Here is a 23293-nt window from a genome sequence, read left to right as displayed (position 1 = left end):
CTTGGACGCCGCGCTAGTTGTCAGGGGTGGGTGGCAGCATCCGGGTTGTGCAGACGATGACCCCCGCGGCGGCCCGCCGCACAGCCCTGGCGGCGCAGGGCTTCGCCGACTCGCGACCCACCGGCGTGCCCACCCGGCGACACCTGCAACGCGCGCTGTCCAGGACCCAGCTGCTGCAACTGGACTCGGTCAACGTGGCGGTGCGGGCGCACTACGCCCCACTGTTCTCCCGGCTCGGGCCCTACCCGCAGGAGCTGCTGGAGGAGGCCGCCTGGTCGCACAGCGCGCGCAGGCCCAGGTTGCTGGTGGAGTACTGGGCGCACGAGGCCAGCCTGGTGCCGGTCGAGGACTGGCCGCTGCTGCGCTGGCGGATGCGCCAGTACCGGGACGCGCCGGGGCGCTACTGGCAGGCGGCGGCCTGTTCCCCGGAGCTGGCCGCGGACGTGCTCGCGGCGGTCAAGGAGTTCGGGCCGATCAGCGCGGGCGCCTTGGAGCGCGAGCTGGGGCTTCAGGTGCAGCGCGCGCGGGGCAGCTGGTGGAACCGCTCGGACGTGAAGAAGGTCTGCGAGTGGCTGTTCGCGATCGGCGAGCTGACCACCGGGGCCCGGCGCGGGTTCGAGCGGCTCTACGAGCTGACCGAGCGGGCGCTGCCGCCCGAGGTGCACGGGGCGCCCGAACTGGACGAGGACGAGGCGGCACGCAGGCTGATCACCAAGTCGGCGATCGCGCTGGGCGTGGGCACCGAACCCGACCTGCGCGACTACTACCGGCTGGGGCCCGAGCGCAGCAGGCGCGCGGTGGCCGAACTGGTGGAGGAGGGCGTGCTGGAGCCGGTCTCGGTCGCCGGCTGGCGGCACCAGGGCTATCGGCACGTCGCGGCCCGCACGCCGAGGCAGGTCAGCGGGCGTGCCCTGCTCTGCCCGTTCGACCCGCTGATCTTCTTCCGGGAGCGCACGGAGCGGATCTTCGACTTCCACTACCGGATCGAGATCTACGTGCCCGAGCCGAAGCGGGTGCACGGCTACTACGTGTTCCCGTTCCTGCTCGACGGGGAACTGGTCGCCAGGGTGGACCTCAAGGCGGACCGGGCGGTCGGCGCACTGCGGGTGCCCGGCGCGTTCGCCGAGCCGGGGGCCGACCGCGGCCGGGTGGTCACCGAGCTTGCCGCCGAGCTGCGGTCCATGGCCGACTGGCTGGGCCTGGACACCGTGGTCGTGGGGGAGCGAGGTGATCTCGCGGCTCCGTTGCGTGCCAGGACGAGGTAAACAGGGGTGAGGCGGGCCCAGCCCCCCGGCCCAGGCCCGCCAGTCCCCCGGTGTGTGGTCCTCAGCCCACCGCGGTGGTGATCACGGCTGTGCCTGAGCCGGTGCGGCCCCGGACGAACAGGCTCGGCTCTCCGGGCGGCGGGGTGTCGGACAGCGCCAGCTCGCTGTAGGCCCGGCCCGAGTAGGACACGAGGTCGACCTGGGCCTTGACCCCGGAGCGGACGGCCACCCGCAGCTCCCCCGAGCCGGTGACCACCTCGATGCGGCCGCAGGCGGCGTCGGCCACGGTGACGTCACCGCTGCCGGTGCGCACGGTCACATCGGACTGCACCGCGCCCAGCCAGATGTCCCCGGTGCCGGTGAACAGCAGGCTCGGGCCGCCCACCGAGGAGACCTCCAGGTCCCCGCTGCCGGTCTTGACCCGCACCCCGCCCAGCATCGGCCCGAGCCGGACGCTGGCGGAGGCGCTCTGCACCGAGGCCGCCCCGTCAGCCCGGTCCACCGAGATGTCCCCGGTGCCGCTGGTCACGTTCACCCGGCCCGCCGAGCCGGTGACGGCAAGGGAGGCCGAGCCGCTCTTGGTCTCCACGTGGGAGCCGCTGGGTGCCTTGACCACAACCGACAGCGGCATGCCGCGCATCGGCAGCGGCTTGGGCGTGCGCACCACCAGCCGGTTGCCGGTCAGGTCGATCCGGGTCTGCCGGACCGTCTCCTCCGGCGAGTTGTCCTGGGGGCCGCCGCCGAACTGCCCGCTGACCCAGTTGAGCAGCCCGGACAACCCCGGCACCCACTGGTCGTCGGACTCCGGGGCGTGCCGCACCTCGACCCGCACCCCCGGCTCGTCCACCAGCTGGATCTCGATCCGGCCGGTGCCGATCGCGATGTCGATCTCGATCGGGCCGTTGGCCTCGAAGTCCTCCCGCCGCGCGGGCGGTGCGTCCTCGGTACCGAGGTCCACGTCTTCCTCACTCATCGTCTTCACCCTGTCCCCTCCCCGGAACCCGTGTCAGCCCTCGACCCAGCCGGTGACCCGCGAGCCGCCCCTGCCCCCGCCACGGCCCCCGCGCTGCCCCTCGCCCTGCTGGTCGTTCCAGCCGGACCAGCCCGGACCGCCCTGCTGCCAGGCGCCGGGGTTGTTCCACCACTGGCCCTGCCACGGACCGTGGCCGTGTTGGCCCCGACCGCGCCCCCGGCCCCCGTGCTGCTGCTGGTTGAAGGCGCCCTGCACCGCGCCCTGCACGGCCTGGGCCACGAAGGAGTTCAGCGACTGGCCCTGGGCGGACGCCGCCTGCTCGGCCTTGGCCTTGAGCTCCTCCATGAGCCGCACGGTGATCCGGCTGATGTCCCCGGTCGGGTCACCGGTGAAGGCGGGCTCCGGCTCGGGCTGCGGCCCGGGGTCCTCGGGGCCTGCCGTGGCGGTGACCACCACCTGCACGTCGCGGCCGTCCAGGCGGACGTCGACCACGTGCTCCTCGAGCGAGGCGGTGACCTCGGCGGCCAGGTCCGACAACGCGTTCATGATGGCCAGTCGGACAGCGGGTTCGAGCGCGGCGGACAGCACGGCTGCCGTGCGCCGGGTCTGCTCATCCCCAGCAGCGGCGGCGGTCGTGAGGTCCTCGCGCAGTGTCACGATGTACGGCGTGAGATCCATGACGTCACTGTGACATCACTCGTGATGTCAGTCAAGGGATCTGACGTCATTGATGGTGTCGCCATGATGTCATGGCTGCTGTCGTCTAGTCTCGGCTCAGATGTTTGACCAGTTGAAGGAGATCGCGGCCGTGACCGAGATGGTTCCGCCGAAGGTGCAGCTCATCGCCAAGACGGAGTTCTTCCCTCCGGCCGACGTGCCCTGGACCACCGACGCCGAGGGCGGTGAGGCCCTGGCTGAGTTCGCGGGCCGCGCCTGCTACCAGTCCTGGACCAAGCCGAACCCGGCCACGGCCACCAACGCCGGCTACATCAAGCACATCATCGAGATCGGCCACCTGTCGGTGCTCGAGCACGGCTCGGTCAGCTTCTACTTCAGCGGCGTGTCCCGCTCGCTGACCCACGAGCTGATCCGGCACCGGCACTTCTCCTACTCGCAGCTGTCCCAGCGCTACGTGCCCGAGCGGGACGCGGCCATGGTCGAGCCCGAGGTCATCGCGAACGACCCCGAGCTGCACGCCAAGTTCGTGGCCGCCGCCGAGGCGAGCGTGCAGGCGTACACCGAACTGCTCGAGGGCCTGGAGAAGAAGTTCGCCGACGTGCCCAGCGGCACGCTGCGCCGCAAGCAGGCCAGGCAGGCCGCCCGAGCGGTGCTGCCCAACGCCACCGAGACCCGCATCGTGGTCACCGGCAACTACCGCGCCTGGCGGCACTTCATCGCCATGCGCGCCACCGAGGCCGCCGACGTGGAGATCCGCGAGCTGGCCGTGGAGTGCCTGCGCCAGCTGCAGAAGGCCGCTGCCAACGCGTTCGACGACTTCGTGATCTCCAAGCTGGCCGACGGCTCGGAGGTCGCATCCAGCCCGTACGTCACCGAGGGCTGATCCGGACGCAAAAGCGGCATTCCTTGCATCAAGTGCAAGGAATGCCGCTTTTGTTGTGTTTCCGGTCGAATGTGACCGATACCGCCACCTGCGATGCGGTGGCGATGACCGCGTTGTCGTACCGTCGGTATATGGGTGTGGCTTCTGAGGAACGCAGGCTGATCTGCGAGGTGTTCGAGGACCTCGGTCCCGATGCACCGACGCTGTGCGAGGGCTGGTCCGCCCGCGATCTCGCCGCCCACCTGGTGGTCCGCGAGCGCAGGCTGGACGCCGCGCCCGGCATCCTGATCCCCGCGCTGGCCGCGCACACCCAGCGCGTGCAGGACGAGTTCGCCACCAAGCCCTGGCCCAAGCTGGTGGACCTGATCCGCAGCGGCCCGCCCACCCTGTCCGTCTTCGGCATCCCCGGCGTGGACGAACTGGCCAACGCCACCGAGTACTTCGTGCACCACGAGGACCTGCGCCGCGCCCAGCCCGGCTGGACCGCCCGCGAACCCGAGCCGCGCAGGGAGGCCGCACTGTGGGGCGCGCTGTCCAGGACCGCGCGGATGAGTTTCCGGAACAGCCCGGTCGGCATCGTGCTGCGCCGCCCCAACGGGGAGCACATCGTGGCCAAGAAGGCGCCGACTCCCGTCACCCTCACCGGCGAGCCCAGCGAGCTGCTGCTGCTCGCGTTCGGCCGTGATCAGGCCACTGTGGACTATGCGGGCGACGCCACTGCCGTCAACCGGGTACGAGGCCTGGACCTGGGGCTCTGAGTCAGGTGACTACCGGGTAGCGTCATCGCCATGACCGGAAGTCCCACCACAGCACCGGACAGGCCGTTCGGCCGGGTGCTCACCGCGATGGTTACGCCCTTCGACCCGGACGGTGCCCTGGACCTGGCCAAAGCCCAGGAGCTGGCGGCTCGCCTGGTCGAGCAGGGGCATGACGGTCTCGTGGTGAACGGGACGACAGGGGAGAGCCCCACCACCACGGAGCCGGAGAAGATCGAACTGGTGCGCGCCGTGGTGGACGCGGTCGGTGACCGGGCCACGGTGGTGTCCGGCGCGGGCAGCTACGACACCGCGCACTCGGTGCGCCAGGCCCGCGCCGTGGAGAAGGCCGGTGCCCAGGGCCTGCTTGTGGTGACCCCCTACTACTCGAGGCCCCCGCAGTCCGGGCTGCACGCGCACTTCACCGCTGTGGCCGACGCCACCGGCCTGCCCGTGATGCTCTACGACATCCCGCCGCGCTCGGTCGTGCCCATCGAGGTCGACACGCTGCGGCGGCTGGCCGAGCACCCCAGGATCGTGGCCGTCAAGGACGCCAAGGCGGACCTGCGCGCGGGCAGCGAGGTCATCGCGAGCACCGGCCTGGCCTACTACTCCGGCGACGACCCGCTGAACCTGCCCTGGCTGTCCGTTGGCGCCGTGGGGTTCGTCAGCGTGATCGGCCACGTGGTGGGGCCGCAGCTGCGCCAGCTGATCGATGCCTACGAGGCTGGGGACGTGGCTGCCGCGCGCGCGGTGCACACCCGGCTGCTGCCGCTGCACCGGGCGATGACCGCCGTGGGCGGCGGCGTGATCTTCGCGAAGACCGCGTTGCGGCTGCTGGGCTTCGAGGCCGGCGACCCGCGCCTGCCGCTGCCCGCGGCCACTGACGAGCAGACCCGAGAACTGGCCGGCGCCCTGCGGGCGACCGGCCTGGAGGTGCAGGCGTGACCGACGTGATCATCCCGACCCGCCCGAGCACGCCCCCGCCGCCGCTGGCCGAGGGCGGGCTGCGCATCGTCGCGCTGGGCGGCATCGGCGAGGTCGGCCGGAACATGACCGTGTTCGAACACCAGGGCAAGCTGCTGGTGGTGGACTGCGGGGTGCTGTTCCCCGAGGACAACCAGCCCGGTGTCGACCTGATCCTGCCGGACTTCCGCGCCATCGAGAACCGCCTCGACGACATCGAGGCGATCGTGCTCACGCACGGCCACGAGGACCACATCGGTGCCGTGCCGTTCCTGCTGCGCAACCGCCCCGACCTGCCGGTGGTCGGCTCCCGGTTCACCCTGGCGCTGCTGGCGGCCAAGTGCCGCGAGCACCGGCTCACCCCGGTGCTGGTGGAGGTCAGCGAGGGGCAGCACACCCAGCACGGGCCGTTCGACTGCGAGTACTTCGCGGTCAACCACTCCATCCCGGACGCCATCGCGGTGGCCATCCGCACCTCCGCGGGCCTGGTGCTGCACACCGGGGACATCAAGCTGGACCAGTTGCCGCTGGACGGTCGGCTGACCGACCTCGCAGGCTTCCACCGGCTCGGCGACGAGGGCGTGGACCTGTTCCTGGTCGACTCCACCAACGCCGAGGTGCCCGGGTTCGTCACCCCGGAGCGCGAGATCGGTCCCGTGCTGGACCAGGTGATCCGGCGGGCGACCCAGCGCGTGATCGTCGCCTGCTTCGCCAGCCACGTGCACCGGGTGCAGCAGATCCTGGACGTGGCGGTCAAGCACGGCCGCCGGGTCGCGCTGATCGGCCGGTCCATGGTGCGCAACATGGGCATCGCCGCCGACCTGGGCCTGCTCCAGGTGCCCGCGGGGTTGTTCGTGGACATCGACGAGGCCATGCAGCTGCCCGAGGACGAGGTGCTGTTCGTCTCCACCGGGTCGCAGGGCGAGCCGCTGTCCGCGCTGTCCCGCATGGCGCGCGGCGAGCACCGGCAGATCTCCATCCGCTCCGGGGATACCGTGGTGCTGGCCAGTTCGATGATCCCGGGCAACGAGACCGCGGTGTTCGGCGTGGTCAACGGCCTGGTCCGGCTGGGCGCCCACGTGGTGCACAAGGGCAACGCCAAGGTGCACGTCTCCGGCCACGCCGCGGCGGGTGAGCTGCTGTTCCTGTACAACGCGGTGCGGCCGAGCAACGTGATGCCGGTGCACGGGGAGTGGAAGCACCTGCGCGCCAACGCCGAGCTGGCCATCAGCACCGGGGTCAACGCGCAGCAGGTGGTCATCGCCGAGGACGGGGTCGTGGTGGACCTGGTCGACGGCAAGGCGCGCATCAGCGGCCGGGTCGAGGTCGGCCACGTCTACGTGGACGGGCTGTCCGTGGGTGACGTGGGCGAGTCCACCCTGTCCGACCGGCTGGTGCTCGGCGAGGGCGGGTTCATCTCGATCACCGTGGCGGTGGAGTCCAGCACCGGACGGGCGGTGACCCCGCCGACCATCTCCGGCCGCGGTTTCTCCGACGACCCCAAGGCGCTGGACCAGGTCGTGCCGCTGGTGGAGATGGAGCTGTCCCGCACCGAGGCCGAGGGCATCACCGACACGCACCGCATCGCGCAGGCCGTGCGGCGGGTGGTCGGGCGCTGGGTGGCCGAGACCTACCGGCGCCGTCCGATGATCATTCCGACGGTGATCCCGGTCTGACCTGGCCCGTTGCGTGCTCTGCAGGATGCTGAAGTCACTCTTGTGACGACATGCCCGCATCACACAGCGTTGCCGGTCCGGGGGTTCTACTGGGGAATCCCGCAGCGAGAGGTGACGAGGATGAGCACCGCTGTGTTCGAGCTCGACGTCGACGTCGTGCCCGCGTCCGCGCCGTCCACCGAGACCACCGTGCGTGAGCTCGAGGAGAACGCCGCCCTGACGCGTACCACGGTCAACACCTACGGGCTCGGCATCGCCATGTGCGTGCCCTGCTGTTGATCTGATCCCGCTGGTGGGTCGGCCGCGCCACGTCGCGGCCGACCCACCTCGGCATCCAGGGGGAACGATGTTCCAAGCGGCTGATCACGCGGTGGTCCGGCTCGCGGCGCTGCCCGGCACGCGCGCCGATCTCACGCGGGTCGACCTGGCGCCCGAGCAGGAGGGCTACGAGCAGCGGCTCGCCGACTACCTGCGCGACCTCACCAAGGACCCGCTCGTGCACGAGGCGATCGAGGTGTCCAGCGCCTCGCTCGCCGCGACCCTGGCCAAGGTGCACGAGGGGCGGCCGGTGGACCGCGCGAAGCTGGAACGTGCCGCGTTCGCCGCGACCCGGTACGTGCTGCGCATGGCCAGTCGCCCCACCCCGTTCGGACTGCTCGCCGGGGTCTGCCCGAGCTCATCGGGGCCAGATGCCCGGTTCTCGTGGGGCGCGGACCACGTCAAGGGGGTGCGCCCGGACGCGGAGTGGCTCGCCAGCGTGCTGACCGAGCTGCGCCGCAGGCCCTCGGTGCGCGATGCGATGCGTGTTGTCGTGAACAACCTGTGCCTCGTGCGCGGGCCTCGGCTCGTGCTGCCCTACGTGCGCAACGGCGATCGTGAACTGTCCATCGGCTGCTCGCCCGCGGTCAGCGCCGTGCTCCGCCTCGCCCGATCGCCTATTGCATACGATGTGCTGCGCGGCCGACTCCGTGACGAGTTCGCCGGTTCCGCCGACGAGGTCATCGACCGCATGCTCGGTGAGCTGGTGGAGCGCGAGGTCCTGCTCACCGACGTCACCGCCGTGCTCGACGAGCCGGACCGCTTGGGCCACGTCCTGACGCGGCTCGCCGAGGTGGACGACCCGGCCGTTGCCGAGCTGCGACACGTCCAGCGCCTGTTGGGCGACTACGCACGACGGCCGCTCGGCGAGGGGCAAGACGCGTGGCGCCGTGCTGTGTCGGCGATGGGCGAACTGGCCAGCACCGACAAGGCGCCGATCCAGGTCGACCTGCGCGTGGACGCCGACGTGGTGCTGCCAGCTGAGGTGCTCCGCGAAACCGAGCGGGTCGCGTCGGTGCTGTGGCGGCTCGCCCCGGCTGTGGACGGCGTGTCCTACCTGCGCGAGTACCACGCCGCCTTCCTGGAGCGCTACGGAGTGGACCGCACGGTGAGCGTGCTCGACCTGCTCGATCCGCACGTGGGGCTCGGGCCGCCGGCGGGGTATCAGGTGCCCGGTGGGGACCGCGTCGCACCCGACGAGCCCTCGTACCCCGTGAGCCGCGACGAGATCGTGGCGCGGTTGGCGCTGCTGGACGAGGTCGTGCTCGACGAGGAACTGGTCGATTCGCTCGCGCACGACGGCGCCCTGTCGCCGACGAGGTCGCTCGACCTCTGCGTGCAGGTCTTCGCGCGCTCACCCGAGGCGCTCACCCGAGGTGAGTTCCAGCTCGCCGTGGCCAGCGCTGGCGGGTCGGTCACCGCTGGCGCCATGTCGGGCCGGTTCACGGAGTTGCTGGACGGCGAGGAGCGGTTGCGCCAGCTGCTCGGAGATCGCGTGCAGCTGGTGTTCCAGCCCGCTCAGGCCCGGTCCGAGAACGTGGTGCTCGCGCCCGTGGTCAGTGACCGCATGGTGCCGATCGGTACGTTCGCCGACCCGGATGACGACCGAGTGCTCGACGTCCGCGATCTCGCGGTCGGCGCCACCTCCGAGCGGTTCTACCTGGTGGACCGGTCCACGTGGCACGAGGTGTCAGTTGTGGCACCGCACATGCTGAACCTGCAGAAGTCGGCGCCGAACGTGGCGAGGTTCGTGAACGCCGTGGCTGTGAGCGGTACCCGTCCGTGGACCCCGTGGCAGTGGGGCCGCGCGGACGTGCTGCCCCGCTTGCCACGTGTCCGATGCGGGCGGACCGTGCTCGCGCCTGCTCGGTGGCGGCCCGACCCGGTGCTGTGCGAGGAGCGGACCCCGTGGGAGGTGTGGCTGCGCGCCCTCGCTCAGTGGCGACACCACTGGTCGGTGCCTGACCTGGTGCGGGTGAGCGTGTTCGACCACCACGTGGACCTGGACCTGACCGTGCCGCTGCACCAGCGGCTGCTGCGCACCCAGCTGATCAAGAGGCAATCACACATCGTATACGAAGTACCGGACGGTGAGCTGGGCTGGACGGGCGGTCACGCCAACGAGGTGGTGGTCTCGCTGCTTTCGCAGGCGGAGCGCCCGGAGGTCACGCCCGCCGATTGCACATCGAATGTCGTATACCATCCGGGGAGCGGGTGGCTGCACGCCAAGCTGTACCTCCTCGCCGACCTGCAGGACAGCCTGCTGAGCAGGGAGTTCGCCAGGCTGGTCGAGCACGACTGCGTGGACCGCTGGTTCTTCGTGCGCTACCGGGACCCCGACGCGCACCTGCGCCTGCGGCTGCACGGCCCGGCTGATCTGCTCAACGCCGAGGTGCTGCCCGAGCTGCGCGACTGGGCCGCCGGCGCTGTCGAACGCGGTGCGATCCGCAAGTTCGTGCTCGACAGCTACGAGCCCGAGGTGCAGCGCTACGGCGGTCCCGGAGCGATGCGGGCCGCCGAGGAGTTGTTCCACGCCGACAGCCTCGCGGTCCTGGAGCAGCTCCGCTTGCGCGATCGAGGTGCGCTCCCGATCCCGGTCGAGGTGCTCGCCGCGATGAACCACGCCGACCTGCTCGGCAGCGTCGGCGGTGCGGACTGGATGCGCTGGGTCGTGGACGCCTTCCCGGTCGAGTTGCAGAACTCGTTCCGCACGCACCGCGACGTGGCGTTGCGCTTCGTGGACCCGAGCCTGCGCTGGGACGAGTTGCGCCAACTCGACGGCGGACCGGCGCTGCTCGACACGTGGCAGCGCCGAGCCGAAGCCGCCGCCAAGTGGCGTGCCCTGGCCGGGGCGACCGACGCGAGCAGCATCCTGCACATGCACGCGAACCGACTGCTCGGTGCGGACCGACAGGCCGAGCAGCGGTCCTTCGGGGTGCTGCGCGGTGTGGTCCGCGCCTACCTGGGAAAGCTGCGGCACCGCGGATGACCTCGTCGGCAGCGGAAGTGGTGGCGGAACTCGCGGCGCGGTTGAGCGATCCGGACGCGGTGCACGCCGCGACGACCGCACACGGCACGCACGTGGACGTGGCGGGCAGCCCATCGCCGGTCTGGGAACCGACTTCGTTGTCGAGGGGGCACGCGGCGCCCGCACTGCTGCACGCCGAACTCGGCGACAAGGAGAAGGCCCACCGCTTCCTCGCGCGTGCGGCCGAGGACACCAAGACCCAGCAACCACGTGGGGCGTTCGAGGGCCTTGGCGCGCTGGCCAGTGCTGTGCGGGTGGCGGCACGACAGCCTGAGGACTACGCCGCGATGCTCACCCGGCTCGACGAGCACATGGCGGTGCACGCGCGCTGGCTCGTCGGGGTGCAGCGCGCGAACCGGCCCACGGCGCCCTCGGTGATCGACGTCGTGCAGGGGCTCAGCGGGGTCGGCCGGTACCTGCTGCACCGCGGGCACGAGGCGGCACGGGAGGTGCTGTCCTGCCTGACCGAGCTGGCCGGGGACTTCACCTGGCGCGGGGTCGAGGTGCCGGGCTGGTGGTACGACTGCACGCCCACCACGATGATCCGCCCCGGCTACGAGGACGGGCAGGTCAACTTCGGCCTGGCGCACGGGTTTCCAGGCCCGCTCGCGTTGTTGGCGGTCGCGTGGCGTCTCGGCGTGCGGGTTCCGGGCCAGGACGAGGCGATCCAGCGCATGGCGGAGTGGCTCGTGCTGTGGCGCGAGCAGGACACCGCTGGCTCCTACTGGACCGCGCACATCCCGCTCAGCTACTACCTGGACCGCGACTCGCTTGTGCCACCACCGGCCCGTGCCGCCTGGTGCTACGGCACGCCGGGAACGGCTCGCGCGCTACTGCTCGCGGGCCGAGCGCTGGACCGGACCGACCTGGTCGAGTCGGCCGCGGAAGCGATGCGCGCGATGCTCGCCCGTCCCGAGCGGCAGTGGGGCATCACCGACCACAGCCTGTGCCACGGCTGGGCCGGCCTGTTGCACACCGTGTGCCGATTCGCCTGGGACACCTCCGATCCCGAGCTGGCGAAGGCCGCCGACGACCTCGCACAGCGCCTCGTGCGCGACTTCACCCCAGAGGTGCCGTTCGGCTACCGCTACTGGCAGGCGGCGGCCGAGGTGCACCTGGACATGCCGGGGCTGCTGGAAGGCGGTGTGGGCATCGCGCTCGCACTCAACGCCTACGCGAACGGTCGGCCGCCGACCACCGAGTGGGACACGATCCTGCTGTTGGACTAGGGCAACGGCTCGGGCTCCAGCCTGCGTCCGCTGGCGAACTGCACCAGCGCGGCACCGGCCAGCAGCACCGCGGCGCCGATCACCTGCGGCACGGTCAGCGCCTGGCCAAGCAGCAGCCAGGCCCCGGCCGCGGCGACGACCGGCTCGATCAGCCCGAGCACGGCGGCCACCGCGGAGGGCAGGTGCCGCAACGCCAGGATGCCGGTGACGTAGGCGAAGGCGGTGGCCAGCCCGGCCAGCAGGACGAGCAGCAGCCACACCGGTACGCCGATCTTGGTGGGTGCGGACAACGTGGACAGCGGAATGCTCCACGGCGGGCTCACCACGCTGACCACAACACCGCCGATGACCATCGCCGCCGCGGTCAGCGCCAACGGATCGCCCTTGCTCGCCGCGTGCTCACCGAGCAGGTAGTACGCGGCTGTGCAGATCGCGGTGCCCAGCCCGGCCAGCAGGCCGAGGCCGTCCAGGCGCAGCCCCTCCCAGACCTGCGCCACCATGGCCAGGCCCAGCACGGCGAACGCGGTGCCCACCCACATCAGGTGGGGTAATCGGGTGCGGCGCACGAACCGGATCCACAGCGCCACCAGCACCGGCGCGAGGAACTCCAGCAGCATCGCCACCCCGACCGGGATCCGCGACACCGCCACGAAGAACAGCAGCTGCACCCCGGCGACACCGAGCAGCGCGTAGCCCAGCAGCACCTGCCACTGGTCACGCCGGAACCGGGGCAGGCCGCGCAGCGGCAGGTAGCCCGCGAGCAGGATGAGCGCGGCCAGCAGGATGCGGGCGGTGGTCACCTGCGGGGCGCTCAGCCCGGCGTCCATCGCGGCCCTGGCAAGCGGGCCCGAGGCGCCGAAGGCCACGGCCGACAGCACGGTCAGCGCGGTGGCGCCCGCACGTCGGCCGACCGGTGTGGACAGCTGAGTGGTCACGGTTGCGAGTCTGCCCGACACCTCTGACAATCCCGGGTCAGTTTCGGCACCCTCCTCAGCGCGTGACCAATGGGACTGGTGTGTCTGGGGCTACCGTATGGGGCATGGCTGGCCGGACGACGACGAAACGGAGCACGAGCCGCGGGAGGACCACCAAGCCCCGTGGCAAGGCACCCGCGCGCAAACCGGCCTCCGGCGGCACAGCTGTCCGCAAGACCTGGGGCGTGCTGGCCAGGGGAGTCGGCGGCATCGCGCGCGCGGTGGGGCGTACCAAGGAACTGGACCCCGCGCACCGCAGGGACGGCGTGGCCCTGGTGCTGATCGCGCTGGCCGTCGTGGTGGCGGCCGGGGTGTGGTGGCACGCGGGCGGGCCGGTCGGCGGCTGGCTGGACAGCGCGGTGCGCGCCTGCATCGGCAGTGCCGCGTTCGTGCTGCCCGCGGTCCTGCTCGGCTTCGGCATCGTGCTGATGCGCACCGACCCGACCCCGGAGACCCGCCCGCGGCTCGTCGTCGGGGCGACGCTGTTCGTGCTCGCCGTGCTGGGGCTGCTGCACCTGCTGCTGGGCGCGCCGCCCACGCCCACGGAGGGCGACCACGCCGGGGGCGCCATCGGCTGGATGGCGGGCAACTTCCTGGCCCAGGGCCTCACCGCGTGGGTGGCCGTGCCGCTGCTCGCGCTGGTCGCCGTGTACGGCCTGCTGCTGCTGACCGGCACGCCGGTCCGCGAGGTGCCCAACCGGCTGCGGGACCTGGTGACCGGTCACCGGGCCGAGGAACCGGCCGAGGAGACCGGCAACAAGAAGAGGAGCGGCAGGGGCAAGGCGGCCGACGAGGACATCACGGAGAAGGACCCGTCCTCGGTGCGGCTGCGCAGGCCCTCCCGCCGGCGCCAGGCCAGCATGGACGAGGAGCCCTCCGCCGCCGAACAGCTCGAACTGCCGGTGGACGAGCCGGCGCCGCCGGTGCGTGCCGCCAAGCCCACGCCGGAGAAGAGCAAGCCCAAGCCACCGCCCGCCCCGACGCGCACCGTGGAGGGCGACTACCAGTTGCCCTCGCTGGACGTGCTGCAGGACGGCGACCCGCCCAAGACCCGCAGCCGCGCCAACGAATCCATGATCGAGGCGATCACGGGCGTGCTGGAGCAGTTCTCCATCGACGCCCAGGTGACCGGCTTCACCCGTGGCCCGACGGTGACCCGCTACGAGGTGGAGCTCGGGCCCGGCGTGAAGGTCGAGAAGATCACCGCGCTGACGAAGAACATCGCCTATGCGGCGGCCACGGACAACGTGCGCCTGCTCGCGCCGATCCCGGGCAAGTCCGCGGTGGGCATCGAGGTGCCCAACAGCGACCGCGAGATGGTGCGGCTGGGCGACGTGCTGCGCGCGCCGGAGACGGTCAAGGACACCCACCCGCTGGTGGTGGGGCTGGGCAAGGACATCGAGGGCGCGTTCGTCACGGCGAACCTGGCGAAGATGCCGCACCTGCTGGTGGCCGGTTCCACCGGTTCCGGTAAGTCCAGCTTCGTCAACTCCATGCTGGTGTCCCTGCTGGCCAGGGCCACGCCCGACGAGTGCAGGATGATCCTGATCGACCCGAAGATGGTCGAGCTCACCCCGTACGAGGGCATCCCGCACCTGATCACGCCCATCATCACCCAGCCGAAGAAGGCCGCAGCGGCGCTGGCCTGGCTGGTGGAGGAGATGGAGCAGCGCTACCAGGACATGCAGGTCAACCGGGTGCGGCACATCGACGACTTCAACCGCAAGGTGCGCTCCGGGGAGATCACCGCCCCGCCGGGCAGCGAGCGGGAGTACCGGCCCAGGCCGTACATCCTCGCCATCGTGGACGAGCTGGCCGACCTGATGATGACGGCCCCGCGCGACGTCGAGGACGCCATCGTGCGGATCACGCAGAAGGCCCGTGCCGCGGGCATCCACCTGGTGCTGGCCACGCAGCGGCCCTCGGTGGACGTGGTCACCGGTCTGATCAAGACCAACGTGCCCTCGCGGCTGGCCTTCGCCACCTCCTCGCTGACCGACTCGCGGGTCATCCTGGACCAGCCCGGCGCCGAGAAGCTGATCGGCATGGGCGACGGGCTGTACCTGCCGATGGGCGCGGGCAAGCCGGTCCGCATCCAGGGCGCCTACGTCGGTGACGACGAGATCAACAAGATCGTGGCGTTCACCAGGGACCAGGCGCAGCCGGACTACACCGACGGCGTCACCTCGGCCAAGGCGGGCGAGAAGAAGGAGATCGACGCCGACATCGGCGACGACCTGGACCTGCTGCTGCAGGCCACCGAGCTGATCGTGACCAGCCAGTTCGGCTCCACCTCGATGCTGCAGCGCAAGCTGCGCGTGGGCTTCGCCAAGGCGGGCCGCCTGATGGACCTGCTGGAGACCCGGGGCGTCGTCGGGCCCTCCGAGGGGTCGAAGGCCCGCGAGGTGCTGATCAAGCCGGACGAGTTGGAGAACGTGCTCTACACGATCCGCGGCGGCGACGGGGGCGGTTCCGGGGACGAGGAGTAGGGCACCGGCGCCAAACGCGGTGCGCACGGTCCTGGCGAGAGCGGCGCTCTGCCCGTAACGGGATCAGCACGAGCAGTGCTGCCTCGGCGGGGCCGAGCGCCAGTGCGTCGTCACTGCTCATTCGGCTGAGCCTGGCTAACAACTCGGTGACCCTGTCCGAAGTTCAGCGCGTCACAGCGAGGACGGGAGCCGGGATGAGCCGACTGGGCACAGCACTGGTGGGATGCCTGGTGCTGCTGGGCGGCTGCGGGGTGGGCGGGGTCGCCCAGAGCGCGTTGACGGCCTCGGTGACCGCCAACCCCGAAAGTCACAGCCCCGAAAGCCCAAGCCCCACAAGGGAGAGCACTACCACGGTGTTCGGGACGAAGACCACCAGCAGCAGCAGGAGCACGAGCTCGGCCAAGGCGAGCGGGTCGCGCACGGTGAGCTGCCAGGGCCACAGCGGGGACACCACCTACAGCCACCCGCTGGAGCTGGGGGTGATCACCGCCAAGGTCGTGCTGAGCGGCTGCGACCCGCTCACGCCGGGGTCTCCGTTCCACGCCCTGTACGTCTCGTTCACGCTCACCGGGAAGCCGGGCTCCTCGGCATACGCGGGGGCGCGGTTCACACTCACCAGCGCGAAGCCCTCCGCGGTGCACCCGAGGGTGGTGGACCCGGCCGGGCGCATCGTCAAGAACAACGGAGCCGGGTACTGGACCGGTACCGGCCCGAACTACACGGGCCGGTACCAGCGGATCGGTGACCTGCCGTCCGGGCGCTACGTGCTCGGCCTGGAGAAGGTCGACGCCCCGCAGCGGCCCAGCACGCCGAGCTTCGACGTGGTCGTGGACCCGGACTAGCTGCCAAGCTTGCGCACGCCCCAGTAGTACACGTCGGCGGTGCCGCGGCACAGCTTGCTGCTGCCGCACACCGAGTACATGTCGTTGCGGAAGTTGTCGTCGATGGACTTCTTCGTGGTGGCGTTGAACCGGCCCTGCTTCTTGTAGTTGCGGTAGCCGAAGTCGTGCCGGATGCACGGGTTGGAGAAGTCGTAGCCCAGGGGACGGTCGGGCACGTGCGAGCACACGTCGGTGGACCAGTCGAGCTGGTCGGCGTAGGGGTGCCCGGAACGGATGGACATGAAGGAGCTGAGCGAGTTCTGGAACAGGTAGCTGTCCGTGGTGGCCTGCAATTGCGACGGGCTCAGCGATGCCTGTGCGAAACCGGCGCCGACCAGCAGCGAGGCGGAGACGAGGGCGGCGCCGAGCAGGCCGCGGACAGTCCGGTGACTCATGGTGTTCCCCCTGGGAAGAATTGGTGTGAACGCCGTTATATCCACCGGTTCGCGGCGCTGAACACCCCTATCGCGATGACTTTTCACCCCTGTTCCGCGGCGGAACGGGACTTGTCAGGGGTCGTTGCTACGGTCCGAAGTGCAGTGGGAACTGGGAGGAACCGGGATGGCGACGTTCGTGCTCGTGCCAGGAGGCTGGCACGGCGGGTGGTATTTCGAACCGATCGCGCGGGGGCTGCGCGAGCAGGGCCACCAGGCGTACTCGGTGACGTTGAGCGGAATCGGCGAGCGCGGGCACCTCGCCGCGGGGGCAAACCTGGACATGCACATCCAGGACGTGGTGAGCCTGCTGGAGCACGAGCGGATCGAGAACGCCGTGCTCTGCGGGCACAGTTACGGCGGAATGGTGATCACCGGTGCGGCGGACCGGTTACCGGAGCGAGTGGACGCCCTGGTCTACAGCGATGCCTACGTGCCGAGGGACGGCGAGTCCTGCTGGGAACTGGCCACGGACGGCTTCCGGCAGCTGTTCGTGGCGGGCACGGCGGCGACCGGGCACTCGGTCGATCCACCGCCGACGCTGGACCCGAGGGCCTCCCCGCACCCGGTGGCCTCGTTCCTGCAACTGATCCGGCTCACCGGCTCGCTGGACCGCTTCCGGCGCAAGGACTTCATCTACCTGTCCGATTGGCGGGGCACGCCGTTCACCGAGCTGTACGAGCGGCTGCGCCGGGAACCCACGTGGAACGTGCACACCCTGCCGGTGGGGCACGACATCGTGGGTGAGGCGCCGCAGGCCCTGCTCGAGATCCTGATGGAGGCCGCCGAGTAGCACTCCCTCCTTTCGGCCGGGGTCACGGGGCCCCGCGGCTGCCTATCCTGTGCCGACCTGCGGCGCCCACCCTGCGGGCACCGCGCATGGGAGAAGGGACGCCGCATGCCACGGCGAACGTTCTTCGGCGCGCTCACCGCGCTGACCCTGCTCGTGACCACCGGCCCGGTCACCGCCTCGGCGGCCACCGACCCGGTCCGCACCCCGTACCAGGCGGCCTACTCGGTGAGTCTGAGCAGCGACTCCACCGGGGCGACCTGGACCGGCAAGGAGTCGGTGACCTTCAGCAACGCCTCGGGTCAGGCGTTGACCGAGGTGTACCTGCGGCTGTGGGACAACTACCACGGCAGTTGCCCGTCGAACACGCCGATCACGGTCAGCAACCTCACCGGCGGCACGGCGGGCGCGCTGGAGGTGGCCTGCACCGCGCTGAAGGTGACCCTGCCCGCGCCGCTGGCCCAGGGCGCGCAGGCCACCGTGGGTTTCGACCTGTCCATCAAGGTGCCCGGCACCAGCGACCGGTTCGGCCGTGACGGGGCCTACAGCTTCGTGGGCAACGCGCTGCCGGTGCTCGCCGTGCGCGACGGCGCGGGCTGGCACCTGGACCCGTACACCAACAACGGGGAGGCCTTCTACCAACTCGCCAGCGACTACACGGTGGTGCTGGACCACCCCAGCTCGCTGCTGATCCCGGCCACCGGCAGCTCCACCGACAAGCCGGGCACCAGCGGGCGCACGATCACCACGGCCACCGCGAGCAAGGTGCGCGAATTCGCCTGGGGCGCCGGGCCCTTCGCCAAGCAGACGACCACCTCGGCCAGCGGGGTGAAGGTCAACACCTACGCGGTCAGCGGGGTCAGCACCAGCACCGCCGCGTCTATGTTGAGCACGGCGGCCAAGGCGATGGACTCGCACGGCGCGAGGTACGGGGCCTACCCGTACGGTGAGGTGGACGTGGTGCTGGACAACAACTTCTGGTTCGGCGGCATGGAGTACCCGGGCTTCATCCTGGAGACGATCAACAGCACGGCGCTGGTGCACGAGCTGGCGCACCAGTGGTGGTACGGCATCGTCGGCGACGACGAGTACAACACCCCGTGGCTGGACGAGGCGTTCGCCGACTACGCCACCGACATGTACTTCAACCGCACCGGGTCCGGTTGCTGGAACAGCGTGTCCTGGTCCTCCTCGGCGGAGAACATCACCAACCCGATGGCCTACTGGGACCAGCACTCCGGCCGGTACCCGACCGTGGTGTACGGCTACGGCAAGTGCGCGCTGCACGACCTGGACCGGCTGCTGGGCTCGACCACCATGGCGCAGCTGCTCAAGGAGTACGCGCAGTCGCACTGGTACGGCATCTCCACCACCGCCGAGTTCAAGGCGGCGGCCCAGGCCAAGACCTCGACCAACCTCAGCTCGTTCTGGTCGCAGCACCGGATCCTCGGCTAGCCCGGCCGCAGACCAGCACCCCGCCGACGCGCAACTGCCTGCCCGACAGTCCCAGCAGGGCGAGCAGTTCCGCGTCGGCGGCGCCGCCGAGCAGGCAGCCCGCCAGGCCGCGCGAGGCCAGCCGCAGCCCCACGCTCTGCGCGGCGGCGCCGACCTCGACCAGGCCGAACCGCCCGCCGCGAACCCCGTACTTCGCCAGCAGGTCGGCGTCGTCGAGCACGAACGCCAGCACCGCGCCGGGGGCCTGCTCCCCGGGCACGGCCCCCAGCAGCGCGGCGAGCTCGGTCCAGGACGGGCAGGGCGCCACGTCCTGCACGGCGTGCGCCACCGGCTCGTAGCGGGTGACCCGCCCCGCGAGCGGGTGCGCCACGTTGAGCAGCAGCGGGTAGCACCGCACCGGGTACAGCCCGCCCGCCGAGGGGTAGCCGCGGCGGCCGTCCGGGCCTGCCGCCAGCACACCCAGTACCGCACCGAGGTCGCGCGCGGACATGGGCCGTGCGCCGAAGCCCTGCTCGCTGCGGCGGCGCAAGTGCAGGCGCCGCAACCAGTCCCGCGACTGGGGCAGCCGCAGTGGTGCGCCGCCCACGGACAGCCGGTCGACCAGCGCGGGCCTGGGGCGGTATTCGGCGAGCTGCTCCACCAGCCGCCGCTGGGTGAGCCTGGTCAACCGGCTCGCGGCCCAGAACTCCTCGTACGCGTTCACGCCTCAGCCCAGCGGGTGCGGGTTGGGGTTCGGGTACGCCCTCGCCGTGCGCGCCCACGGGTAGCGCCACATCAGGTCGCCGGTCCGCCCGCCGAGCCAGGGCCTGCGGTGGTCGGAGTGCAGCGGGGTGAGGTCCGGGCTGAGTACGCGGACCGCGCGCAGCCCCAGGGCCGACAGCTCCGGCGTGGTCAGCTCCCGGTATGCCGCGCGCACCCCGTTCGCGTCCAAAGTGGACACGAGTGTGGTGAGGTCGTCGCGACATGAAGGGCTTGGTGTCACGAGCGGCCCGCCCCACAGCGGCAGTCGGCGCCACTGGTCCAGGTGGCTCCAGTAGTACCCGGCGTGTCGCTCGAAGTCGGTGACCTGCTCGGGGCTCAGCGCCAGCTCGGCGTGCTCGGCGCTCCACACCGACACGAAAACCGTGCCCTGGCACCACTCCAGCCACGCCTTGCGCACCGCCTCGCCCCAGTCGCCGCGGCACGCCAGCCCCAGGGTCGGCCGCGGTCGACCGGCGATGGGCAGGGTGCCCGCCACGGCCGCGACCGGGTGCGGGCTGTAGGCCGGGGTCAGGTCGAACACGGTGATCTCGCCGCCCAGCTCGGCAACCGGGCGGGCCAGCTCCTCGGGCGTCTCGACCCGCCGCGCCGCCACGCCGTGCAGCCAGGTCACGGTGAAGGCGTCCCGTTCCACGAGTTCCTGCAACGCGCGCAACAGGGCGTGTTCGGTGGACGGTGCGGCGGCCAACCCGGAGGAGGTCGCCTGCATGCCGAACTCGGGGCTCAGTCCGACCAGCCCGGTGGGCACCCAGACCGGCTCGTTGCCCGGCAGCGTCCACACCTGCGTGTAGTCCTTGGTGCGCAAGGAGAAGTCCCAGACCTCGGCGCCCGCGGGCGGGGTCTGCGACTCCAGTGGGCAGCTCGCCGCCGCGTGCCGTTCCAACGCCTCGGCCAGCGCCGCGAGCCGTCCGCCCGAGCCCGCGCCGCCCGAGGTGCCGTAGTCGCTGATCGCCGCCCAGTTGCCGACCGGCACGTCAGCGGGTGTGGTCGGCACCTCGTGCAGTTGGCGGACCACACCCTGCCGCCAGCCGACGGCACGCTCCAGCAGTGTGGCGGAGGCGGTCCTCACGACTTGTCCAAGCCGTAGAAGGCGATCACAGCGATGATCATCAGTGGGGCGAGCAGGAACCCGGCCCACAGGATCCCGGCGGAGAAGACGACCATCATCTCCAGCACCGCCAAAGGCGCCAGCATCGACAGCCGCAGCACTGACCGCCACGGCCTGGGCGACCCGACCGCGCGGCTCACCCCGTAGACGAAGATCCCCGCCAGCGCGAAGGCCAGTACCTGCCACGCCCAGAACCCGGGGATCGCGCGGCTGCCGGAGATCATCGCGAGGAGCGGGGCCAGTGCGATGCCCAGGCCGCCCAACGGGACCATGGCGATCACTGGGCTGATCCGCTCTCCCGTGGTCCGTACGTCCTGTGCCAGCCCGGCGGGCAGCGCGGTGGCGACGGCGGCCACGGAAGCCACGCAACAGCAGCAGCAACAGGTCGGTGTGGCGGCGGTTTCCACGGCGACCCCGCCGGGGGTGAACTGGTCGGGCAACCGGACGAGCGTGGTCATGGCTTCTCCCAGGGCAGTCTTGTCCGGCCGACGGGCTGGTGCGGGCACACCGGGCAGTTGGCCGAGGGCAGCACCTGCTCGGCGGTGCTGGTGAGCTCGTCCAGGTCGTAGCTGACGATCCGCTCCAGCAGCGCGAGCGAGCCCTCGCCGATGCGGCGCACGGCGTGCCGCACGAGCGCGGCGGGAAAGGTCAGGTCCTCGGTGGCGCGGGGACGGGCGGGCGGCTGCTCGTCGCCCCAGCGCCAGCCGACCCGCACGGCGAGGCAGGCCAGGCAGGCGCTGGCCCCCGGCACGACGAGCGGGCCGATCGAGGCGCGGTGGTGGTAGGACAGGTCCAGCAGCAGGTGCGGGACGGTCAGCTCGTCGGCGATCCGTGCGACCTGGCGCCAGGTCCCGGTGGTGCGCACCACGACAACCAGGTCGGGGTCTTCGTCCACAGTGGACGGGAACTCCGGCAGTTCCACACCGGCCCAGCGCAGCCCGGTGCGCAACCGGGGCCCGGTGGGCAGGTCGGCCGGACGCAGTGCGCCCAGGGTCCGCAGTTGCGGCAACACCTGGCGCACCGCGTCCGGCACGCGCCGCGGGTCGATCTTCCGGGTCGTCCCCCCTGGTGACGGCTCGAAGAAATCGGCCAGCAGTGCGGCTTCGGCGGCGGTCAGCTCGGGCAGCAGGTAGGACAGGTCGGCACCGGCCGACAGCACGGCCCCCTCTGGTGCGGACCGCACCCGCCACCGCTGATCGGCCACCAGCGTGGTCATTGGTGCTCCTCCTCGGCGAGGAACCGCTCGATGTCCGGGTCCTCCTCGGCGGAGTCGGTGAGGTGCTCGCGCAGCACCGGCACCGGCTGGCTCAGCCACGCCGGGCCCTCGCCCTGCGCCGGCACCAGTTCGTGCCGCCGGGCGAACTCCTCGGCGGCCTCGCGCACCGACTGCCGCAGCGCGCCGACCACCACGCCCTCGGCGATGCCGGTCAGCTCCTCCAGCAGGGCGCGGACCCGGCCGAGCTGGTCGGCCTGGTTGCTGCCCGCGGCCACCTGGGGCCACAGCCTGCGCTCGAACACGGCCACGAAGTCGGCGGCGATCTGGTCGGTGCCCGCGCGCAGCCGCACGAACTGGTCCAGCACCTCCTCCGGTGGCATGTCCAGCTCGCACAGGCGCAGCCCGCTCTCCAGGGCCCAGCGCCGGGTCTGCGGGCGGCCCGCCCGCCAGCGGATCAGCCCGAGCTTGCTGGCCCGGCGCAACAGCTTGGGCCGCAGGTCGCGGGCCTTGACCAGTCGGCGCAGTTCGCGCAGGCCCAGCGGCACCCAGTCCTCGGGGCCGCCGCTGAGGCCGAGCACCTCGGCCACGGTGGCGCCCTGCTCGCGGGCGGCGATCAGCTCGGCGATCGAGGGCAGCGAGAAGCCGCGCTCCTGGAGGCGTTGCACGAGCACCATGCGTTGCAGGTGCGAGCTGTCGTAACGCGCGGTGCGGCCGACCTTGCGCGGCGGGTGCAGCAGCCCCTTGGTCTGGTACATGCGCACGGTGCTGGTCGGCACGCCCACGCGGCCGGCCAGCTCCTCGACGCTCAGTTCGACGGACACAGGCCGATACTGCTCGCCTCGACTAGGCGAGTCAAGACTCTTCTAGTATTTACTCGAAGAGTTACGGCTTGAGCTCCAGCAGCATGCGCGTGTTGCCCAGGGTGTTCGGCTTGACGTAGGGCAGGTCCAGGAACTCCGCGACGCCCTCGTCGAAGGACCGGCGCATCTCCTCGTACACCTCGGTGGACACCGGGGTCCCGTCGATCTCCACGAACCCGTGCCCGCGGAAGAAGGAGGTCTCGAAGGTCAGCACGAAGATGCGAGCCAGCCCCAGTTCCCTGGCTTCCTCGATCAGCTTGCCCACGATCGCGCCGCCCACGCCCCTGCCCAGTGCCAGCGGGTCCACCGCGACCGTGCGGATCTCCGCCAGGTCCTCCCACAGCACGTGCAGCGCGCCGCAGCCCAGCAGCACCCCGTCCGACTCGGCGACCCAGAACTCCTGCACCGACTCGTACAACGTCACCAGCTGCTTGGTCAGCAGCACCTTGCCCGCGTACTGGTCGACCAGTGCCTTGATCTCCCGCACGTCGGCGATGCGCGCCCGGCGCACCGACACACCCGCTCCCACGGGGACCAACTTAGACCGCCCACGGCC

At 71.3% G+C, this 23293-nt stretch carries 22 protein-coding genes; 12 read left to right on the top strand and 10 right to left on the bottom strand.

Translation table 11 applies throughout. The features are described from left to right. Positions 1-56: 56 nt before the first annotated feature. Complete coding sequence (locus KALB_RS35270) at positions 57-1265, top strand: winged helix-turn-helix domain-containing protein (protein ID WP_182837889.1); 1209 nt, start codon at positions 57-59, stop codon at positions 1263-1265. A gap of 61 nt (positions 1266-1326) precedes the next feature. On the opposite strand, the gene KALB_RS35265 is transcribed toward KALB_RS35270, so the two are convergent. Both KALB_RS35265 and KALB_RS35260 read right to left on the bottom strand, forming a co-directional pair. Then, complete coding sequence (locus KALB_RS35265) at positions 1327-2238, bottom strand: DUF4097 family beta strand repeat-containing protein (protein ID WP_025360385.1); 912 nt, start codon at positions 2236-2238, stop codon at positions 1327-1329. 33 nt (positions 2239-2271) lie between these two features. Then, the gene (locus KALB_RS35260; protein WP_025360384.1) at positions 2272-2916 is read right to left on the bottom strand and encodes a toxin-antitoxin system HicB family antitoxin; all 645 of its coding nucleotides are present in this window, start codon (positions 2914-2916) and stop codon (positions 2272-2274) included. A gap of 130 nt (positions 2917-3046) precedes the next feature. On the opposite strand from KALB_RS35260, the gene thyX reads away from it, so the two are divergent. From thyX to KALB_RS35230, 7 genes are all read left to right on the top strand, one after another. Continuing rightward, positions 3047-3799 (top strand): FAD-dependent thymidylate synthase, encoded by a 753-nt coding sequence (gene thyX / locus KALB_RS35255; protein ID WP_025360383.1) that lies wholly within the window; start codon positions 3047-3049, stop codon positions 3797-3799. 131 nt (positions 3800-3930) lie between these two features. Continuing rightward, the gene (locus KALB_RS35250) at positions 3931-4557 is read left to right on the top strand and encodes a TIGR03085 family metal-binding protein (RefSeq protein ID WP_025360382.1); all 627 of its coding nucleotides are present in this window, start codon (positions 3931-3933) and stop codon (positions 4555-4557) included. Between the two features lie 30 nt (positions 4558-4587). Continuing rightward, positions 4588-5502 (top strand): 4-hydroxy-tetrahydrodipicolinate synthase, encoded by a 915-nt coding sequence (gene dapA / locus KALB_RS35245; RefSeq protein WP_025360381.1) that lies wholly within the window; start codon positions 4588-4590, stop codon positions 5500-5502. Continuing rightward, a complete protein-coding gene (locus tag KALB_RS35240; protein ID WP_025360380.1) occupies positions 5499-7196 on the top strand; it encodes a ribonuclease J in 1698 nt (565 codons plus the stop codon). The genes dapA and KALB_RS35240 overlap by 4 nt, the downstream gene beginning before the upstream one ends. A 120-nt stretch (positions 7197-7316) precedes the next feature. Then, positions 7317-7475: a hypothetical protein gene (locus KALB_RS48350; protein WP_169743545.1), complete on the top strand. Its 159-nt coding sequence runs from the start codon at positions 7317-7319 to the stop codon at positions 7473-7475. A gap of 67 nt (positions 7476-7542) precedes the next feature. Continuing rightward, the gene (locus KALB_RS35235) at positions 7543-10503 is read left to right on the top strand and encodes a lantibiotic dehydratase (RefSeq protein ID WP_030107859.1); all 2961 of its coding nucleotides are present in this window, start codon (positions 7543-7545) and stop codon (positions 10501-10503) included. After that, the gene (locus KALB_RS35230) at positions 10500-11771 is read left to right on the top strand and encodes a lanthionine synthetase C family protein (RefSeq protein ID WP_025360378.1); all 1272 of its coding nucleotides are present in this window, start codon (positions 10500-10502) and stop codon (positions 11769-11771) included. The genes KALB_RS35235 and KALB_RS35230 overlap by 4 nt, the downstream gene beginning before the upstream one ends. Here KALB_RS35230 and KALB_RS35225 read toward each other — a convergent pair. Then, positions 11768-12706, bottom strand: coding sequence for an EamA family transporter (locus KALB_RS35225; RefSeq protein ID WP_025360377.1), 939 nt, complete (start codon positions 12704-12706; stop codon positions 11768-11770). The two genes, KALB_RS35230 and KALB_RS35225, sit on opposite strands and share 4 nt — an antisense overlap. Positions 12707-12810: 104 nt before the next feature. Between KALB_RS35225 and KALB_RS35220 the strand changes: the two genes are divergently transcribed. Next, on the top strand, positions 12811-15234 hold the full coding sequence (locus KALB_RS35220; protein ID WP_042221127.1) for an FtsK/SpoIIIE family DNA translocase: 2424 nt from the start codon (positions 12811-12813) through the stop codon (positions 15232-15234). 194 nt (positions 15235-15428) lie between these two features. Beyond that, the gene (locus KALB_RS47200) at positions 15429-16076 is read left to right on the top strand and encodes a hypothetical protein (protein ID WP_148309779.1); all 648 of its coding nucleotides are present in this window, start codon (positions 15429-15431) and stop codon (positions 16074-16076) included. Here the strand turns inward: KALB_RS47200 and KALB_RS35210 are convergent. Next, positions 16073-16510: a phospholipase gene (locus KALB_RS35210; RefSeq protein ID WP_030107857.1), complete on the bottom strand. Its 438-nt coding sequence runs from the start codon at positions 16508-16510 to the stop codon at positions 16073-16075. The genes KALB_RS47200 and KALB_RS35210 overlap by 4 nt on opposite strands. Before the next feature lie 166 nt (positions 16511-16676). Between KALB_RS35210 and KALB_RS35205 the strand changes: the two genes are divergently transcribed. Together KALB_RS35205 and KALB_RS35200 are read left to right on the top strand one after the other, a co-directional pair. After that, positions 16677-17342, top strand: a complete 666-nt coding sequence (locus KALB_RS35205; protein WP_025360373.1) for an alpha/beta fold hydrolase — start codon at positions 16677-16679, stop codon at positions 17340-17342. Between the two features lie 105 nt (positions 17343-17447). Next, on the top strand, positions 17448-18794 hold the full coding sequence (locus KALB_RS35200) for a M1 family metallopeptidase (protein ID WP_025360372.1): 1347 nt from the start codon (positions 17448-17450) through the stop codon (positions 18792-18794). On the opposite strand, the gene KALB_RS35195 is transcribed toward KALB_RS35200, so the two are convergent. From KALB_RS35195 to KALB_RS47190, 6 genes are all read right to left on the bottom strand, one after another. After that, positions 18757-19497, bottom strand: coding sequence for a nitroreductase family protein (locus KALB_RS35195; RefSeq protein ID WP_025360371.1), 741 nt, complete (start codon positions 19495-19497; stop codon positions 18757-18759). The genes KALB_RS35200 and KALB_RS35195 overlap by 38 nt on opposite strands. 3 nt (positions 19498-19500) lie before the next feature. Further along, positions 19501-20622 (bottom strand): YcaO-like family protein, encoded by a 1122-nt coding sequence (locus KALB_RS35190; RefSeq protein ID WP_025360370.1) that lies wholly within the window; start codon positions 20620-20622, stop codon positions 19501-19503. Beyond that, positions 20619-21119: a hypothetical protein gene (locus tag KALB_RS47195; protein ID WP_025360369.1), complete on the bottom strand. Its 501-nt coding sequence runs from the start codon at positions 21117-21119 to the stop codon at positions 20619-20621. The genes KALB_RS35190 and KALB_RS47195 overlap by 4 nt, the downstream gene beginning before the upstream one ends. Beyond that, the gene (locus tag KALB_RS35180; protein ID WP_025360368.1) at positions 21116-21877 is read right to left on the bottom strand and encodes a TOMM precursor leader peptide-binding protein; all 762 of its coding nucleotides are present in this window, start codon (positions 21875-21877) and stop codon (positions 21116-21118) included. The genes KALB_RS47195 and KALB_RS35180 overlap by 4 nt, the downstream gene beginning before the upstream one ends. Continuing rightward, the gene (locus tag KALB_RS35175) at positions 21874-22698 is read right to left on the bottom strand and encodes a MerR family transcriptional regulator (RefSeq protein WP_025360367.1); all 825 of its coding nucleotides are present in this window, start codon (positions 22696-22698) and stop codon (positions 21874-21876) included. Before KALB_RS35175 ends, KALB_RS35180 begins: the two co-directional genes overlap by 4 nt. A gap of 61 nt (positions 22699-22759) precedes the next feature. After that, positions 22760-23266 carry an amino-acid N-acetyltransferase gene (locus KALB_RS47190; protein ID WP_236650088.1) on the bottom strand — a complete coding sequence of 169 codons (507 nt, stop codon included), beginning with the start codon at positions 23264-23266 and terminating at the stop codon, positions 22760-22762. Between the last annotated feature and the right edge of the window lie 27 nt (positions 23267-23293).

Source organism: Kutzneria viridogrisea DSM 43870 (genome assembly GCF_000525635.1).
In the GTDB taxonomy this organism is placed as follows: domain Bacteria; phylum Actinomycetota; class Actinomycetes; order Mycobacteriales; family Pseudonocardiaceae; genus Kutzneria; species Kutzneria viridogrisea.
This window is presented reverse-complemented; position numbering and strand designations above follow the sequence as displayed.

Excerpts from the sequence above, each read along its gene's own strand:
- dapA (WP_025360381.1), top strand. The coding sequence starts at position 4,588 with ATGACCGGAAGTCCCACCACAGCACCGGACAGGCCGTTCGGCCGGGTG.
- KALB_RS35210 (WP_030107857.1), bottom strand. The coding sequence starts at position 16,510 with ATGAGTCACCGGACTGTCCGCGGCCTGCTCGGCGCCGCCCTCGTCTCC.
- KALB_RS35220 (WP_042221127.1), top strand. The coding sequence starts at position 12,811 with ATGGCTGGCCGGACGACGACGAAACGGAGCACGAGCCGCGGGAGGACC.
- KALB_RS35205 (WP_025360373.1), top strand. The coding sequence starts at position 16,677 with ATGGCGACGTTCGTGCTCGTGCCAGGAGGCTGGCACGGCGGGTGGTAT.
- KALB_RS35265 (WP_025360385.1), bottom strand. The coding sequence starts at position 2,238 with ATGAGTGAGGAAGACGTGGACCTCGGTACCGAGGACGCACCGCCCGCG.
- KALB_RS35250 (WP_025360382.1), top strand. The coding sequence starts at position 3,931 with ATGGGTGTGGCTTCTGAGGAACGCAGGCTGATCTGCGAGGTGTTCGAG.
- KALB_RS35230 (WP_025360378.1), top strand. The coding sequence starts at position 10,500 with ATGACCTCGTCGGCAGCGGAAGTGGTGGCGGAACTCGCGGCGCGGTTG.
- KALB_RS35200 (WP_025360372.1), top strand. The coding sequence starts at position 17,448 with ATGCCACGGCGAACGTTCTTCGGCGCGCTCACCGCGCTGACCCTGCTC.
- KALB_RS35260 (WP_025360384.1), bottom strand. The coding sequence starts at position 2,916 with ATGGATCTCACGCCGTACATCGTGACACTGCGCGAGGACCTCACGACC.
- KALB_RS35235 (WP_030107859.1), top strand. The coding sequence starts at position 7,543 with ATGTTCCAAGCGGCTGATCACGCGGTGGTCCGGCTCGCGGCGCTGCCC.
- KALB_RS35180 (WP_025360368.1), bottom strand. The coding sequence starts at position 21,877 with ATGACCACGCTGGTGGCCGATCAGCGGTGGCGGGTGCGGTCCGCACCA.
- KALB_RS47195 (WP_025360369.1), bottom strand. The coding sequence starts at position 21,119 with ATGACCACGCTCGTCCGGTTGCCCGACCAGTTCACCCCCGGCGGGGTC.
- KALB_RS47200 (WP_148309779.1), top strand. The coding sequence starts at position 15,429 with ATGAGCCGACTGGGCACAGCACTGGTGGGATGCCTGGTGCTGCTGGGC.
- KALB_RS48350 (WP_169743545.1), top strand. The coding sequence starts at position 7,317 with ATGAGCACCGCTGTGTTCGAGCTCGACGTCGACGTCGTGCCCGCGTCC.
- KALB_RS35270 (WP_182837889.1), top strand. The coding sequence starts at position 57 with ATGACCCCCGCGGCGGCCCGCCGCACAGCCCTGGCGGCGCAGGGCTTC.